A 15967-nucleotide genomic window follows, 5' to 3' on the forward strand; every position below is an offset into this window, starting at 1 on the left:
GTCAGCGCGATGCGAAGCGGTACTGAGCGAGAACGCACAATTGCGCGCGCAAGTCGCGTGGTTCCAGCGCCAGCTGTTCGGCCGCAAGAGCGAGCGTCGCATCGTACAGCCCGATGCGGCACAAGGCACGCTGGGCGAAGCCTTCGATGCTGTGCCCGATGCACCGGTGCCAGGCAGGAAGACACGCATAGCCGGCCACGAGCGCAGCGCCACGCCCAGGCGCTCGGATGCCGACGAATCGACACTGTTCTTCGACGAGGGCAAGGTCCCGGTCGAAGTCATCCCGGTTGCAAACCCCGAGGCCAAAGGACTCGATCCCGAGGATTACGAAGTAATCGGCGAGCGTGAGCCACAGGCTGGCCCAGCGTCCCGGCAGCTATGTCGTGCTCAAGTACGTGCGCCCGGTGATCAAGCGGCGCGATACGCAGGCATTGTCGTGTCCTGCGGCGCCGGTTGGTGTGATCGAAGGCAGCCGCGCCGATGTGTCGTTCATCGCCGGGCTGCTCATCGACAAGCTGGTGTACCACCTGCCACTGTACCGTCAACATCAGCGGCTTGCCCAATGTGGCATCCGCGTTTCGCGGCAGTGGCTCACGCAGATCGCGCAAGCGGCCATTGCGCTCATCGAGCCAATCCACGACGCACAGTGGCAGTCGATCCTGAGCTGGCGCGTCAAGCGCATGGACGAGACGCCGATCAAGGCCGGACGGGACGGCCCGGGCAAGATGAAGTCGGCGTACTTCTGGCCTGTCATGGGCGAGCGCGACGAGATATGCTTCCACTACCAGCCGAGCCGGCGGCAGGAGCACGTCGAGCAGCTGCTCGGGCAAACCGCATCGACTGGCAGCGTCCTGCACACGGACGGCTACAAGGCGTACGCCTTGTATGCGAAGAAGACGGGACTCGCCCACGCGCAGTGCTGGGCGCACAGCAGGCGTGCCTTCGTGAAGGCCGAAGAGATCGAGCCGGCACGCGTGGCCGAAGCGCTGGAGCATATCGGCGCGCTGTATCGCGTCGAGGAAGACATCCGGCAGAAGGGCCTGACAGGCTCCGGCAAGCGCGCATGGAGGCAGCAGCATGCGAAGCCGGTGGCGCAGCAGTTCTTCGTCTGGGTGGACAGGCAGTTCGAAGCGCAAGGCTTGCTGCCGAGCAGTCCGCTCACGAAGGCGCTGGCCTATGTCCGTGAGCGCCGCGATGGCCTGTTGCTGTATCTGGACGATGCGGATGTCGAGATCGATACGAATTCATTGGAGCGGGCGCTGCGCGCCATCCCAATGGGCAAGAATAATGCGCAGCGCGCTTTTATGCGAAGTCGGCGTCCTGACATGACGCTCCTACCGAGCGTAAGGACGCGTGCGCGTGCAGGAGCCGCTTCACATAATCACAGCGCTTGCAGGAACGCCATCAAGGCCTTGGGTGGGCGGTACTTCGTCGGTTTGACTTGGGGCCCCTTCAAGCGCGCCAATGCCCGCTCCTTCATCGCCAAGTCCGCTTCGACGTACATGTGCGTTGTCGCCGGACTCTCGTGCCCAAGCCACAAGGCAATGTCGCACTGGCCGGCGCCCGACTGAAGCAAGCTCATTGCAGTTCCATGCCGCACCAAGTGGGGCGACACGGACATGCTGGCCAAGTCGGGGTATTTCTCGGAGGCGGTCTGCACGGCGAGCTTCAGGCGCTGAGCTACGTTGCCCCGCGTCATGGGCCCGCCGTCACGGCTCGGCAGCAGCGGCGAGGCGGGCTGAAGCTGGGAGTTCAGGTGCAGCCAATCGCGCACGGCCCTGGCGGTGGTCTTCCAAAGCGGGGGCCCCGTGCTTTTCGTGCCGTTTACCGGGTTAGCGGGCTCTAGGCATGACAAGGCTTTCCGGTCCGCCCCTACATTAATTTCCAAATAAATCAGGTAGTTGCTGTCTGGTCCTTCTGTATTGCGTGAAGACCTGGCCGGAGGGGCTTATCCAGCCTGCCGGGCTCTCGATCGTGTCAGCCGGGCCTGCATGGCAGTGATAAGGAACATTATTCCTGATGACTCTATGTTTCTGGCGATTAAATTGATTTTCTAACGTTAGAAACATATGGAATAATATCCTGAAAAATCGCCCGTTTTCCGCCTGGAGCTCGCCATGCCCCGTCCCACCGCTGCCACTCCTGAACAGATCCGTGCCACCGTGCTGGCGATGCTCGCCGAGGCGGGTGACGCGACGCCCGTGAGCGGGGCGCGCTTCCGGCAGCTCGTGTCGGTGCGCAAGCTGCGCGCACGGCTCGGTGCCGGCGACCCGGCCACGCTCGCGCGGGCCCTCAACGTGATCGAGGCCGAGGTCGTGCGCGCCGGGCTGGCCGAAATCGCGATCCCCGGCATTCCGCCGGATATCGCCGAGCAGATGCACGCGCTCTGGCAGGCCGCCGTCACCGTCCAGCTCGACGACGTCGTACGCCTGAAGGCCGAGGCGCATCAGGCGGTCGCCACGGCCGAGGCGGCGCGTACCGACGCCGGGCTGCGTGTCGAGCTGCTGCGCCAGGAAGTGACCGAACTGCGCGCGGCCCTCACCAGCCGCGACGCGGAGCTGGCTGAGCTGCGCGCGCAGCACGTCCTGCTGCGCGAACGGCATGCCGCGCTCGAGACCGCGCTGCAGGAGCGGCAGAGCCAGCTCGATGCCGCCACAACCGAACGGGCGACGCTCGAGCACGCGCACGCGCAAGGACTTGCCCAGGCGCAGCAGCGGTACGAGGCGCTGTCGAAACAGCTGCTGCAGGAAACGGCGCACCAGCGCGAGGCGCTGAAGAAGGAACACGGGCAGTTCGCCTCGCAGCTGAAGTTCGCCGAGCGTCGTATCGCCGCGCTCGAGGGCGAGCGCGAGCGGCTCGAAGCGGAGCTTGCCGGTGAGCGGGCGACACGCCAGCAGGCGGTCGGCGAGGCGCTCGCGCTGAAGGCCGTCAACTCGAGCCAGCATGCGCAGCTCGACGAGCTGATGCGCGTGGTGTCCGGGCTCAATGTGCCGCGTCGGCCGCCGGCCGCCTCCGCGGGGCTGGCGAGCGCCCGGCGCACAAAGACCGCAGCGAAAGGGCGTGCCACCACGCGCGCGAAGAAAGCATGAGCGCCCCGATGAACCCGTCGGACTGGATCGATCACGGCACGCTGCCCCCGCAGCGCCTGCCGGCCGGCGCCGGAGATGCCATCGCGTATCTGGCCGATGTGCTCGGTCACGTCGTTTATACGCGCTGGACGCTCGGCATGATCAGGCAGCGTCATGCCTCACTGGCCGACGCGAAGGCGGCACGGCCGGCCGTCATGCGTGTGCTGCTGGATCATGAGGCCGCTGTCGAATACTGGGACCGCGGGCGTGTGCGTACGGTCACTGTCGACGCGGCGCCCGCTCCCGACGCCGTGCTGGCCCGCGTGCTGCATACGCATCGCCGGCGCTTCAAGCCGGTACCCGAAGGCGGGGAGTTTGTTGCGACCGGTGAGCCGAAACGGGAGGCCGCGGCCCTGATGACCTTGCCCCGGCCGCTGGTCGAGTGGCTCGCGCGCGCCGGGCGTTTCGCGGCGGTGGCGAGCGCAACGAATACGCTCGGCGTCGGCGACGACGCCCAGGCGGCGGCGCTGTTCCTGCGCGACCGGGCGAGCCGTTCGCCGCACACACTGCGCGCGTACCGCACCGAGCTGCGCCGGCTCGTCACCTGGTGCGAGGCGCGACAGCTCGGGCCGCTGTCCGACCTGACGCGCCATGACCTGCTCGCGTACCGGCAGGCCCTGCGCCGGCCAGCGCCGGAGACCGTGGGCGATACGCCGCGCAGGATGTCGGAGGCGTTGCAGTCCCGCGCGCTCGCCGTCATCGCGAGCCTGTTCCGTTACTGGACGGAAACCGGGTATCTGAGTGCCAACCCCGCTGCCGGCCTCGTGCGGGGCGGCCGTTCGCGCGCGAGCATCGCGCCGCAGCGCATGCTGCCGCCGGCGCTGCTCGCCGCCTGCGATGCGTGGGTGACCGAAGCCGCTGCGGGCGACGATCCCCTGGTCACCGCGCGGCGCCGTGCGATCTGGGCGTTGTACCGCTATGCCGGCGTGCGGCTGATCGAACTCGTGTGGTCCGACGAGGCGCAGTTGCCGAAGGTCGAGGTCGACGGACATGACAGCTGGACTCTTTACGTGCTGGGCAAGGGCCGCCGCACGCGCGCGATTCCCCTGCCGGCGGTCTGCGTGTCCGTGTTGCGGACCTACCGTGAGTTGCGCGGCCTGCCGTCGCAACCACCGCTCCTTGAACACGCCGCACTGGTCCATGGACTCAAGGGCGGCTCGCTGAAGGGTTCGGGCCTGTACGACGAAGTCAAGGCGATCTTCGTGGCGGCCGCGGAACGTCTTGCAAACGCGGACCCCGAGGGGGCCGCACGCCTGCGGCAGGCGTCGCCGCACTGGCTGCGGCATGCCTACGCGCGACAGATGATCGTCGACCACCAGGTACCGCTGCCGGTGGCGCAGGCGCTGCTCGGCCATGCGTCGGTGCAGACAACCGCTGCGTACGCGAAAACGGATCTCTCGCAGTTGCGCGCGTTCGTCGAGGGGACGTTCGCGTCGTACGACGCACCTCATTCGGGCGCGAGGCCCAGGGCGTCCCAGAGAAACTGAAGCGACACGGGCTCGCGCTGCTGCAATTGCGCCTGCCGGCTCTCATCGCGCTGGTAGGTACGCAGCAGGCCCTTGACGCGCTCCAGCCCGGCGGGCGTGACTATCGCCTCGCGAGGCGATCGCCCGTCCAGGATCGGCATCGGTTCATCGGGCCAGTCCGCGTAGATACGCATCAGCGCCTGCCGGATGGCCGATGTCGCGAGCTCGGGCGGCAGATCGGCGGCCCCGGATGTGGGGGATGCATCGTCGCCCAGGCGGCCGAGTGCGCCGACGGGATCCTGGATGTCGCGAATGCGAAACTCGACGGCGTCTGTCATGATCGCGTCGAACCAGTTGCGGCTGTCATCGGCATCGTGCTGCGTGCGGCAGAACACGATGAGATGTTCGCCATCGCGCGTGCGGGTGATGCCCGCGGCGCTGCGGACCTGACCATCATCGCAGTCGATGCGCCGTTCCCAGCCCTGCCCGGGATTGCCCTCGACATCGGGCTGCGCGGCGAGCACCGCAGCCACCTTCTCCCAATCGCGCACGCGATAGCGGTCGGTCACGAGCAGCAACGGCTCGTTGCTCGCGGCGTCAATCAGCGTGGGCGGCTCAAGGTCCTCGAAAAACTGCGCGAGCCACGCGCGCCGGATCATGAAACTGAGCTCCGAAGCGGACGGCTCCTGTCCGGGTTCGCTGGTCTCGCGAATCCACCGAAGCAGATGGGCGGCCTGCAGCGGGACGAAAACATGCATCGTGCCCGACAGGACGAATGCCCCGTTCTCCCGGATCACGCGCAGGCCGATGGTCGCGCCGAGCAGGTCGGCCTTGCTGCCCACGCTTTCGGAGACGATCAGGGGCTCAACGGATCTCGGGCAACTGCCCGTCCGGGCGTGACGCGAACAGGGCTCGGCGCAGGTCCTCGACCGCCTTCTGTCCCGGCTCGGCCTTCAGAGCATCGAGATGAACCGCGTCGTCGACGTGGACTTCGCCGCGTTCGACTGCTTCGTTCAGACGCTCGAGGCCTTCGTCAAGGTGCTTGATGACGGGTTCGAGAAACACCCTCGGATCCTGCGGCAAACCCAGCTGCCCGTAGAAATGGTTGCGCTGACGTTGCCAGTCGTCAGCGGGGATCAGCAGCATGCCGAGGCTGCGAAACGAGAAGCTGTGCTCGACATAGACCGATCCATTGCGCAGGGCCACCCGCAAGGCAAAGAGCGTCGCCCATTCGAAGGCGATCAGCGCGTCGGCGCGGTTCTCGCTGGCGATCATCCGCTGCCAGGCCCGTCCAAGCGGGATCTGCGTGTCCGCCGGCAGATCGACAGCCTTGTTCGGGTAGCGCTCGCGCAGCAAGGCGAGCGCATCCATGACCGGATGGGCGGTCTGCGCCTGGAAAGGCAGGTCCAGCAACTTTGCAAACAGTACACGCGCGACGCGCCGCTTCGAGACGAGCTGTGCCCGCATCAGGCTGGTCCGACTGGGCGCATCCTGTTTGAGAACTGCGTCCGCCAGTTCGCACAATTGCCTGGCAAGCGCATCGCGTGTCAGGTCCCTGTTGCCTGCGAGCGCCTTGACTGCCGTGGCAAATTCGCACAGCTGCGCCTTCAGATCCGGGCGCGAGGCGGCCACCCGATCATTGGCTGTCCTGATCGCCTTGCGGACCCAGTCGCCGAGCATCGACAGGAGCTGGTCGGTTGCCAAGCACAACGCGTAGCGCATGAAGCAGGCGGCCTCGAGCCGCCGTATGGCCGGCTGGATGCGGTGGCTCACCGAGGGTTTGCGGTCCGCGCAGCGCCGCGCATAATGCCGGACGATAGCTTCGTTGCATGTGTCGGGCCACTGCACCCGTACGCCGAGCTCGACCAGATAGTCGAGCTTGCGCAAGAGTTCGCTCATCTATCGCGTCGAATTGCGCAGCGGCACCGACCACAGCCATTGCTGCAGGCTCGATGCCTCGCCATGGGGCTTCGGCAGCAACTTGCCCCAACGATCCAATGTGGTTTCGCCAAAGGCCTGCGTAAGCTCGCCCGTGAGCGTGGCTTCGACGTCCCGAATGGCCTGCACGATCAGTTCCCGCAAGGTGCGATCGCGCGGCAACAGGATCCGGTGTTCGTAGAGCCAGCGTTTGAGTTCGTGCAGCAGACCATTGCGATCCTGGCGGCCCGAGAGCTCGGCTTTGAGCCAGCGCATCACGTAGCGGCGTTGGTGTTCGGTCATGGAGCCGAAGCCGAGCGCCTGGTACGCGCAGGCCTGATGTTCGACCAGCGTGTCGGTATGGCCGTCGTACAGCGACGTCATCGTCCCGAGATGGGGTGGTTCGATGCCGAGCTGTTGCCCTAGGTGCTGCCAGAGGTTCCGTGGCACGTACCGGCAAGCATCGAGCGTGCGACCGGTCATGCGCACGAAACCAATGTGAAGCGCCAGCGCGAAGCGGTAGGCGTGTCGGCGACGCGCGTTGATCAACGCGCATTCCTTCGCGGAAAACGTGAAGAACGTGGCGAGCTCGAACTCGTTGAGCGTGTGCGGGATGGACCGCATCCCGAGATAGGCCTGCCGCCAGTGTTCCATCGCCGTCCGCTCCGCAGCCGAAAGAGGAACCGCTCAGGCTATGCCAACAATATCGCCTTGACAATTGGGGGCGAGGCACTGGGGTCCTCCGGGGAAGACAAACAGCAAGCTCTTGATTTTACGGAGACTTTATAAAGGGTTAGACCGCAAAGCCTTGTCAGGTCTGGAGCCCGCTAACCCGGTAAACGGCATGAAAATCACGGGGACCCCTGAACGTGCCGCATGGCTTTGGAGATCGTGTGCTGACAATCTCCTGCGAGCCTGTCGACGTAGGTACGCACGAGGAAGTAGGTTGTGGGCCTACACGAACGAGGCTGCACAATCGGCACGACCTCGTCGGGTGGGCCATCTCGGTGATCTGTGACAAGGAGGAGGGGGCGGACAAGGTAAGCACAATTTCCTATCATAGGCGTCCAAGTCATTATGACTTGGTCAAATCGCCGAAAATTGGCATATATGCCGGGCGTGCCATGTGGGCTCAGAGTTCATCCCAGATTTGCGGAAATGATGCAGCAGGTCAGCCAGGGAGGCTAAGACTTGGGTTGCCCCAAATACCCCGCTTTTTGCAGCCGGGCAAGCCAGGCTCCGCGCTTGCCATGACTCGACATCAATTGCGCCAGACGACGCCGGAATACGGCATCCCGCCTGGCGTTTTCATACGCTTCGGCGAGATCCTGCAACTTCTGGAATGCTTGATCGTAGGCGCTGCCCGTTGTGCGTCGCAGTTGTGCATCGATGCTTGACCACGCCGTGTCTTCCTGCTCGAGAAGTGATGTGAGGTACCGTGTGCGTTCGTCACGACGACGGACCTCGGCCGCCTGGCGTGCTTCCTGCTCCTTTTTTTCACGGATGGCACGATGAGAGGCAACCCTTGATTCGATTTCGGATATTCGACGGCGCCTGGGCAAATTCAATTGCTTTGCATTCCTAGTATTCTCCCATTTGAGAAAAGCGTTTCGAAGCTTTCGCTCCGCTTCACGGCTGCGCCCCTGTAGTAGCATGCGCAGTTTCGCCCACATTTCCTCAACCGGCAACTTACGTAACCAGGGATCAAAGCGACTGTCTTCGCTCCCACTGGAGTCTGGGGTCAATAGTGACGGGCTGGCCTCGGCTGCGGCGGCGAGCCAATCCGCATCCAGCATCAGAAACTCGGCCAGTGCTACCTGTGCGGGCGTCAACGCCTGTAATCTCGCAGGCACCGGCGGTTCGATTTCATCATCGTGTAGCTCATCATTCCCGAGGCGGGCAAGCCACCCAAGATAAAGCGGGCGAGCATCGCCGCCGAGCAGCTCGTCGCGTATTGGCAGCAGGCGCGTCATCCACCCCGCACCATCCATCTCCTCCGAGAAGCGGGCGTGTTCACCCGAGTCATCGTTGAACGACCAGTCGAGGATGCACCAGTCATCGACGTCCATGGCCTCGAATGCTTTCTCGAAACGGGAGCGCCTCTTTCGTCCAGCCTTGACGTAATCGCGGATGGTCGCCGCGTCAAACGTCCCGCGCGGCAGGCGAAGAAGCAGGCGGCAGCTGCCCCAGTTGGAGGAGTAGACGTGGGCATCAAAATATTGCTGTACCCACTCGAGCGGGTCGCCCTTGAGGTTTCCCCAGTGATAGTGGTGTTGACGAAGCTTGAGGCGGTGATCGTGGCCCGCGTGGAGAGACTGCGCAACTCTGCCTGCTGGGTCGCCGTAAGCAGCTGGTCGACGCATGCAAACTCGTAGTATTGGTATTCGCTCATGCCAAATTCCCGCAGCGAAGCGCATGGAAGAGAAGAAGGTGGATGTACTGGTGCGCAGCCCGCCGGAGCCATGAAACTCCGGGCCGACGTGAAAGCCAGAATGCTTCATGGCAAGCGCCGAAAGGCGTGCGCGTTGCCATTGTGACGTCCTTTCGGCACGCGATGCGATGCTTTCAGCCAGCCGCGTCCGCGCCGCCCAGTCGCATCCGGTAGTCCATCAGGAGCTGCTGTTGTGCTTCGAGCTGCGCGGCCAGCTTCGTGAGGTCCGCGCGGAGCGAGTCGCGGGCCTCGCGTACCTGGAGCAGCTCGGCTGCCCGCGCATCGGCTACCGCCTGCGCTGCGTCGCGCTCGGCCTCGGCGCGCGCCCGATCGGTGAGCGCACGATTGAGGGCGGTCTGCAGCGCCTCGCCATGTGCCTGCTGATCGCGTGCGAGCCTGGTCGTGGCTTGCGCTTCTGCGACGAGCCGCGCGTTGTCCCGGTTCAGCTGTGTGATCTCCTTCTGCCGGACGATGGCCGCCTGGTTCGCCTGACGTAGCTCAGCCTGCACCTGCTGGACCTGCTGCTCATGTTGGTGGGCTTCCTGTTCACGCTGCTCGCGCGCGGCTGTACGGAAGTGCTCAAGTGAATCGCGCGCATGCACGAGCTTGGCCTCAAGCGACAGGCGGAAGCCTTCCTGCTCGGCAAGGCGCTCGGTCTGGTCGCGTACCTGCTGGGTGAGCCGCTCGACGTCCAGGTCGCGCTGATGCAGCGCCACGCGAGTCCCGGCGTGCGCCTCCTGCTCCCCGGAAAGGGCGGCGGTCGCGCCAGTGAGTTGCTCTCGCACCGTGGCCAGCTCAGCGCCGAGCCTTGCGATTTCGGACTGCGCCTGCTGCTGTTGCGCGGCCGCAGCGGCGGCCTGCTGGTCGACGAGGGCTTGTGCTTCCTCGTGCAGGCGGGCTGCGAGCCGGGCCACCAGATCCTGGATCGCGTCCGAGAGCGATCCGGCGCGTGTGAGTGAGGCGCCCTCATCTTCCTCCAGTTCCTTCAGGTACCGGTGGATCGTGGTTTTCGAGCCCGAATTGCCGAGCGCGATACGTATCGCGTCGATCGATGTGTGCTGTCCCTGCGCGAGCAATGCGTCGCGGGCGCGCTTAACGTCCATGTGCGTAAGGCCGGTGCGGGCCATCTGCTTCCTCGCTCGAATATCGTACTGTATTACGTACCACGTATATACGTATTACAGTGCACGGTCAATGGCAGTTTGATGTGAGTGTTGATGGCATGCGATAAAGGAGAATTATCGAATGTGAGAGCCGAAAAGTGACCTCCGGTGGCCGGAAACGGTACGGAATGCGGATTCGCTGCCCGGATTTCAGGCCAGCTGCAGCTGGAGATCTTCTCCGGGCGTGCGGACCTGGTAGCCCATCGCCCGGTAGCCGCGCTGGCGTTTCTCCCACATGCGCTGCAGTGCCGGATGGCCGCCGTCAACGTAATCGATCACCCGTACGCCGGTCTTGCCCGCATGCTCGCGGTGCAGTCGGCCGGCATACTGCTGCAGCGTGCCCCTCCACGCAACCGGCATGGCCAGCACCAGGGTGTCCAGCGCCGGATGGTCGAAGCCTTCGCCTACGAGCCTGCCGGTCGCCAGCACGACCCGGGGCGTGTCACTGGCCAGCGCGTCAAGGGCAGCCAGCTGCGCCACCCGCGCTTTCCTGCCGAGGCGGCCGTGCAGCACGAACAGCGGTTGCACGGTGTCTTCCAGGGCCTGCTGCAGGCTTTCGAGATGGTCTGTGCGCTCGGTGAGCACCAGCACGTTGCGTCCCCGCGCGTATTGCTCATGGATGGCCGTGGCGATCATGCGCGTGCGCGACGCGTCCTGAGCGAGACGCGCGAAGACTTCCTGGATCGGCGCGTCGGCAGTAATGTCCACTGCGGCGGTGAGCCTTTGCGGGAATACCTCGAGCATCTGGGGCGCGCTGGCCGGGGATTTCGCCGCATGCCGGATCGGCCCGCACAGCATGAACATCACCGGTTGCTGGCTGTCGCGCCGCACGGGCGTGGCAGTCAGACCCAGCACGTAACGGGCATGGACGGCCTTGAGCACCACCTCGAAGGAATCCGCCGAGACGTGGTGACATTCGTCGACAATGACATGGCCGTAACGCCGCAACAGCTCGCCGCGGGCACCATCGGGCGCCACCGACTGCAGCATCGCGACGTCGATCCGGCCGGTCGCTTTCAACTTGCCGCCGCCAATCGTGCCGATCGCGCGCGCGTCGAGTGCGAGAAACGACTGCAGGCGTTCACGCCACTGGTCAAGCAGCTCCCGGCGGTGCACAAGCACAAGCGTGTTGACGCCACGCTGCGCGATCATCGCGGCCGCCGTCACGGTCTTGCCGAACGCCGTCGGCGCATGCAGGATGCCGGTGTCGTGTCGCAGCAGGTCGGTAACGGCCGCCTGCTGGTCATCGCGCAACGTGCCGGCAAACGGAACTGCAAGCGGCTCGCCGGTGCAGCGCTCGTCGCGGATGTCGCAGGCGATGTCGTTATCTCGCAGTAGCGTCACGACGTCGTCAAGGCATCCGCGCGGCAATGCAATGTGGCGCGGGCAGTTCTCGGCGCGCCGAATGATGCGTGGCTTGTCCCATACGCTGAAGCCGCGCGCCTGGGCCCGGTAGAACTCCGGATTCTGGAAGGCGGCCAGCCGGATGAGCCGGTTGAGCAGTGCCTGCGGAAGCTGCGCCTTTTCAAGATAGAGCTGGTTCGCGAGCGTTAGTGTGAGCGATGCCGGCATCGTTCCGGCCAGCCGCTTCGGCTGCGCAGGTGGCGGCTTCCACGGTTCGGCCTGATCCTCCTCTGCGATGAACGCGACGTCGAGCGGGTGCGCACCGCCCGTGGCGCGAAAGATCACCCCCTCGATGTCGCGGCTGTCCATGGTTTGCACGGACGCGAGATACGACCACTGGTCAGCGTACGGCTGAAAGCCGTCATCGACAAACACGCTCCAGCCATGCTCGCGTGGCTGCTTCTGCAGCGGCAGGGCAATGAGGTTACCGAAGCCGCCTTTGGGCAGCACATCCTGGTTCGGGAAGAGCCGGTCGTAGGACGTCAGTTCGAGCTGACGGGTCCGGGTACAGGTGTGGCTGATGATGGCGGAGCCCATCCGTCGCGCGTCACGTGCAGCAACGGCCGACGAGAAGAAGATCCACGCGTGCGCGCCATTGCCTGAACGCGAGATTTCGAGCGATACCGGCACGTCCATCTCGAGGCAGGATTGCCGGAACGCCTGCGCATCTTCACGCCAGCCTTCCTCGTCGAAGTCGACAGCGAGCAGGTAGCAGGTGCCGTCCGGCATCAGCGGATAGAGGCCCACTGTGCGATCGCCGGCCAGGTGCGTATAGACGACCTGGTCGTTCAGCGTCAGCAGTACACGATGCCCGCAGTCGGCGCACCGGATGCGGGGCTTTTCGCAGATTCCGGCGCGCCATTCGTTGGCGCACGCCGGCGCGTAGCCGGATTTTCCGGAATTGCGGCTTTCCCAGCGTAGCGGATAGACATCCGTGCGGCCGCGAAACAGCCGCCGGAAGAGCTGTACCTTCTGCTCGGGCGAAAGTACGGGGGCGCCCGTGTTTCGCACTGCTGGCGATGGTTCGTTCCGGGCCACCCGCACGGGCTTTGCCTGTGCCTGCAGCGTTGCCGGCAGCAAGGCGGTGAGCCGCGCGATTTCGGCCTGCAGGCGGGTGAGCTCCGCGAGCAGCTCCTCGCGTGTGAAATTTTCCCAGTCTGCCTGTAGCAGCTTGCCTTCGTTCATCGCTTCACCGGCCGAAACCCTGGCTCCCATCGAGCACGCCGGCTGGCGCACACGTTCGTTGTTGCATATCATCGTCTCCGATACAGATCACCTGATTTTACCCACGAGCCATGTCTGCCATCGATCGCTACGTCGAAGCCGCGACGCGCGAAAACACCCGGCGCAGTTACCAGTCGGCACTCCGGCATTTCGAGGTTGAATGGGGCGGCTTTCTGCCCGCGAGCGCTGACATGATCGCGCGGTACCTTGCCGATCACGCAAAAACCCTGTCTATCAATACCCTGCGCTCGCGGCTTGCAGCGCTCGCGCAATGGCATCAGACGCAGGGTTTTCCGGATCCGACGAAGGCACCGCATGTGACGCGGATCATTGAGACTGCGACGGCAAACGGAGCCAAGTCCGATCAGCGTCGGCTCCGCAAGCCACGGTCTCCATCGCTCCCATACCGCAAGGAGTTGATCGAGGCTCCAACGATATTCGTCTACCGGATAGCCCTGTATTACCGGCACCGGTACGCGAACAAGATTGCTCACCTCTCGACTGTCATGGTCGCGCGACAGTTGCTCCTGCCAAGCGAACACGACACGTAAGGTCCCTTCCAGCATCGTCGCCGTTGCACTGATTCGATAGTCGATCACGTCTCGATCGGTCGATATTTCCGGTTCGCAGCACATGTCCGGTTGTGCGTACCACGATGCACCACAAAACGACGCGAGTTCGACGTACTGCTCGTAACTCCACGGGTACACCGGCGATCCCGGCCTGATTGCCGCGCGCCTTCCACTGTTGCATGGCCGTGAAGCCAGCGCTATCGAGGGCGAAGTCCAGTTCCGTAAGGTCCGTCGCCTCAGGAATGTGAAACGCCTGCCGTACGGGGTTCCAGAAGGCATTCGCCGACACCATTGCGGCGTATCCTTCGTTGAACGCATGTAAAGCGAGCTTGCCGCCCCGATGCGGTATGCCGGCGCGAACAACAAGGCTGCCGCCGAGATGCGCGTTCGTTTGAAGGACGGGCATGCCCGGGGCGATGCCATCAATCTGTTCGTTGCTCAGGCGAGTTGCTCTTGGAAAAAGACAGGGCAACTCCCTCGCGGGGCGTCGCCCCATGAGGGAAAAATGGCGCGGATCAGGCCGCGAGTTAGAAAAGTGCGATCGGTACGGCGATAACGATGGGCGCGGCGAGTGATGCTCAGACCGCAGCGGACCCAACGGAAACGATCGAACCGCGACGAGTACGACTCTCGATAAGGCCGCGGCGCGCCACTTCCCGAAACGCGGCGTTGATCGTGTTCAAATGGAAACCCAGATCGTCAGCGATGCTCCGTTGGGTGGGCAGCGCGTCGCCCGGCCGGAACAGGCCGGACCGGATCGCCTGCTCAATCTGGTCTGCGACGGCGAGGTAGACCTTTCCGCGAATCCTCGCAAAGTCCGGACGCCATTTCAGTTGATCGCGCTTATGGGCCGTCGGCGGCGTGGGCGCGCTGGGGTAGGAGTTGGTTGCCGAAAACATGATGGCGCATCCTACACCGAACGCAGGCGAATCTGCTTCGCCCACTCGCGGCCGTGAGGCAGCGCCGCGACGAGCGCAGCAAAGTTTGCACGTGCCGGCGGCAATTCAAGCACGCTCTGGGACGCGATAGCGTCCGCCAGACGAAGAGCGTCGACGAAGGCGCCGTCACCGGTGGCAGCGAGCGCGGCGCGCGATTCGTCGCTCGCGAGAACGAGCGAGATGAAGCGCGCAGCACGCGCTGCCTGTCCAGCAGCGACGATACCGGCGATCGCAACGTCGGCCTGTCTGCCCATGTCGGGGTCCGACAAGGCGACGGCGTCTACCACTTCGGCATCGATGAGGCAGCGCACGATGTCTTCAGAGAATTGGTTGCATGAGTAAGTCATCGTCAGGTTCCAGAAGGCGGGGCGCATCCCTCGCGGGGCATTGGCGCCCCGTTGGGTCAGAGTGGAATTCAGTTCGCTCGTCCGACGCTAGCCAGCGATGGCCGCGGCCCGGCATACACCGATACCGCGCACAGGCACGCCGCAGCGACGAGCGAAGCCGCAACGGTTGCGATGGCTTTGTCAAGTTGACGAAAGTAGACTGTACGCGCACCAGTAACGGTAGTTATCCTTATTAAATAGCCTTACCGATTGAGACAGTTGTGCCGCACTCCAGGAACGCCTCTCCACATGGTACGGTTGGACACTTGCCGCTTTCATTCGATGTCTGGGCAAAGCAAACTGCTGCCGGATCGGGCCGGAACCGTGAGAGAAACGCCTGAGCGCGACGCGCATCGCGAAAGCCGAGCATTTGGCGTTCGCGTCTGCGGGTCGGCTGGTGGCTGTTCTCGGCGCGGTTGTTCACGCGTGCAGCCGCCTTGACGAAAACATGCTTCACGTGGGCGAGCTGTGGGATCTCGGCCTTCGCTGCCGGATAGCCGCGTAGCTGGTCAGTGACGATCCTGCGCGGCACCGGGTTTGATCGCAGCATCCGCCGGAAGAAGCGCTTGGCCTCGGCCTTGTCGCGTCGTTTTTGCACCAGAACGTCGAGTTCAGTGCCATGCTCATCGACCGCGCGCCACAGCAGATACGGCTCCTCGCGCAGCGTCACGAACATCTCATCCAGATGCCATGTGCTGCCCCGCTTGCGCCGCGCCGCCTTTGCACACTGGGCGAATCCAGTGCCGAACTTGTCGCACCAGCAACGGATTGTTTCGTACGTGACGACGACACCACGCTCAAGCAACAACTCCTCAATATCGCGCAGGCTCAGGCTGAACCGGAAATACCAGCGAACCGCGCAGCTGATGACGATGGCAGGGAAGCGGTGACCGTGATAAAGCGACTTTCTTTTCCTTCATCGCTTCATTCTACCCCCGCTACTGCGTCAACCTGACAGAGCCCCGTGACTACCTTGCTGAGCGGGCTGGACTGTCGGAGCGCACCTGGTATCGCGCCGAGGCCGATCTGGTCGAGTCTGGATTGATTACCGTGGCGGAGCAGGGCAGGAAGGCGCGCCACGGCCGATTTGGGTCGGCGTATAGGTTCTGTTGCAGTAAGGGTGTCGGGACGAGTGATCTGGCGGACCTTGATCGGTGTCTCGCGATCGGCATTCACCGCATCCAGTGCGGCCAGATTGGAACCGCTTTTGACGATGGTCACGGTCTCTGGCGTACCATTATGGGCGATCGCCTTTTCAAAGAACCGCCGGGCAGCGACCTTGTCCCGCCTGGCCCTGAGCAGGAAGTCGACCGTGTCGCCCGCCTTGTCCACTGCCCG

General features: G+C 64.3%; 12 protein-coding genes and 3 pseudogenes. 3 read left to right on the forward strand and 12 right to left on the reverse strand.

All coding sequences use genetic code 11. The features are described from left to right. Positions 1-40: 40 nt before the first annotated feature. Positions 41-1289 (forward strand): annotated as a pseudogene (locus tag VSR34_RS34850) (IS66 family transposase); the annotation flags it as partial. Positions 1290-1381: 92 nt separating this feature from the next. Here the strand turns inward: VSR34_RS34850 and VSR34_RS34855 are convergent. After that, positions 1382-1774 carry a tyrosine-type recombinase/integrase gene (locus VSR34_RS34855; protein ID WP_342964831.1) on the reverse strand — a complete coding sequence of 131 codons (393 nt, stop codon included), beginning with the start codon at positions 1772-1774 and terminating at the stop codon, positions 1382-1384. A 343-nt stretch (positions 1775-2117) separates the two neighbouring features. Between VSR34_RS34855 and VSR34_RS34860 the strand changes: the two genes are divergently transcribed. Next, on the forward strand, positions 2118-3089 hold the full coding sequence (locus tag VSR34_RS34860; protein WP_342964819.1) for a DNA-binding protein: 972 nt from the start codon (positions 2118-2120) through the stop codon (positions 3087-3089). An 8-nt stretch (positions 3090-3097) separates the two neighbouring features. Beyond that, a complete protein-coding gene (locus tag VSR34_RS34865; protein WP_342964832.1) occupies positions 3098-4615 on the forward strand; it encodes a tyrosine-type recombinase/integrase in 1518 nt (505 codons plus the stop codon). Here the strand turns inward: VSR34_RS34865 and VSR34_RS34870 are convergent. The 11 genes and pseudogenes from VSR34_RS34870 to VSR34_RS34920 all read right to left on the reverse strand — a co-directional run. Next, the gene (locus VSR34_RS34870) at positions 4576-5436 is read right to left on the reverse strand and encodes a hypothetical protein (RefSeq protein WP_342964820.1); all 861 of its coding nucleotides are present in this window, start codon (positions 5434-5436) and stop codon (positions 4576-4578) included. The genes VSR34_RS34865 and VSR34_RS34870 overlap by 40 nt on opposite strands. A 22-nt stretch (positions 5437-5458) precedes the next feature. Beyond that, positions 5459-6493, reverse strand: a complete 1035-nt coding sequence (locus tag VSR34_RS34875) for a hypothetical protein (protein WP_342964821.1) — start codon at positions 6491-6493, stop codon at positions 5459-5461. After that, positions 6494-7165, reverse strand: a complete 672-nt coding sequence (locus VSR34_RS34880; protein WP_342964822.1) for a DUF4158 domain-containing protein — start codon at positions 7163-7165, stop codon at positions 6494-6496. Between the two features lie 530 nt (positions 7166-7695). Next, positions 7696-9012 carry a hypothetical protein gene (locus VSR34_RS34885; protein WP_342964823.1) on the reverse strand — a complete coding sequence of 439 codons (1317 nt, stop codon included), beginning with the start codon at positions 9010-9012 and terminating at the stop codon, positions 7696-7698. Between the two features lie 64 nt (positions 9013-9076). Then, a complete protein-coding gene (locus tag VSR34_RS34890; protein WP_342964824.1) occupies positions 9077-10069 on the reverse strand; it encodes a DNA-binding protein in 993 nt (330 codons plus the stop codon). 186 nt (positions 10070-10255) lie between these two features. Next, positions 10256-12694, reverse strand: a complete 2439-nt coding sequence (locus VSR34_RS34895; protein WP_342964825.1) for a DEAD/DEAH box helicase family protein — start codon at positions 12692-12694, stop codon at positions 10256-10258. Positions 12695-12762: 68 nt separating this feature from the next. Then, on the reverse strand, positions 12763-13332 hold the full coding sequence (locus VSR34_RS34900; protein WP_342964826.1) for a hypothetical protein: 570 nt from the start codon (positions 13330-13332) through the stop codon (positions 12763-12765). Positions 13333-13883: 551 nt separating this feature from the next. Further along, positions 13884-14204: a winged helix-turn-helix domain-containing protein gene (locus VSR34_RS34905; protein WP_342964827.1), complete on the reverse strand. Its 321-nt coding sequence runs from the start codon at positions 14202-14204 to the stop codon at positions 13884-13886. 11 nt (positions 14205-14215) lie between these two features. Then, on the reverse strand, positions 14216-14590 hold the full coding sequence (locus VSR34_RS34910; RefSeq protein WP_342964828.1) for a hypothetical protein: 375 nt from the start codon (positions 14588-14590) through the stop codon (positions 14216-14218). Between the two features lie 312 nt (positions 14591-14902). Then, positions 14903-15503, reverse strand: a pseudogene (locus VSR34_RS34915) (IS6 family transposase); the annotation flags it as partial. Between the two features lie 260 nt (positions 15504-15763). Continuing rightward, positions 15764-15967, reverse strand: a pseudogene (locus VSR34_RS34920) (DDE-type integrase/transposase/recombinase); the annotation flags it as partial.

It is taken from the genome of Paraburkholderia sp. JHI2823 (assembly GCF_038900695.1).
Taxonomy (GTDB): Bacteria; Pseudomonadota; Gammaproteobacteria; order Burkholderiales; family Burkholderiaceae; genus Paraburkholderia; species Paraburkholderia mimosarum.

Excerpts from the sequence above, each read along its gene's own strand:
- VSR34_RS34860 (WP_342964819.1), top strand. The coding sequence starts at position 2,118 with ATGCCCCGTCCCACCGCTGCCACTCCTGAACAGATCCGTGCCACCGTG.
- VSR34_RS34865 (WP_342964832.1), top strand. The coding sequence starts at position 3,098 with ATGAACCCGTCGGACTGGATCGATCACGGCACGCTGCCCCCGCAGCGC.
- VSR34_RS34875 (WP_342964821.1), bottom strand. The coding sequence starts at position 6,493 with ATGAGCGAACTCTTGCGCAAGCTCGACTATCTGGTCGAGCTCGGCGTA.
- VSR34_RS34880 (WP_342964822.1), bottom strand. The coding sequence starts at position 7,165 with ATGGAACACTGGCGGCAGGCCTATCTCGGGATGCGGTCCATCCCGCAC.
- VSR34_RS34885 (WP_342964823.1), bottom strand. The coding sequence starts at position 9,012 with ATGAAGCATTCTGGCTTTCACGTCGGCCCGGAGTTTCATGGCTCCGGC.
- VSR34_RS34890 (WP_342964824.1), bottom strand. The coding sequence starts at position 10,069 with ATGGCCCGCACCGGCCTTACGCACATGGACGTTAAGCGCGCCCGCGAC.
- VSR34_RS34895 (WP_342964825.1), bottom strand. The coding sequence starts at position 12,694 with ATGAACGAAGGCAAGCTGCTACAGGCAGACTGGGAAAATTTCACACGC.
- VSR34_RS34905 (WP_342964827.1), bottom strand. The coding sequence starts at position 14,204 with ATGTTTTCGGCAACCAACTCCTACCCCAGCGCGCCCACGCCGCCGACG.
- VSR34_RS34910 (WP_342964828.1), bottom strand. The coding sequence starts at position 14,590 with ATGACTTACTCATGCAACCAATTCTCTGAAGACATCGTGCGCTGCCTC.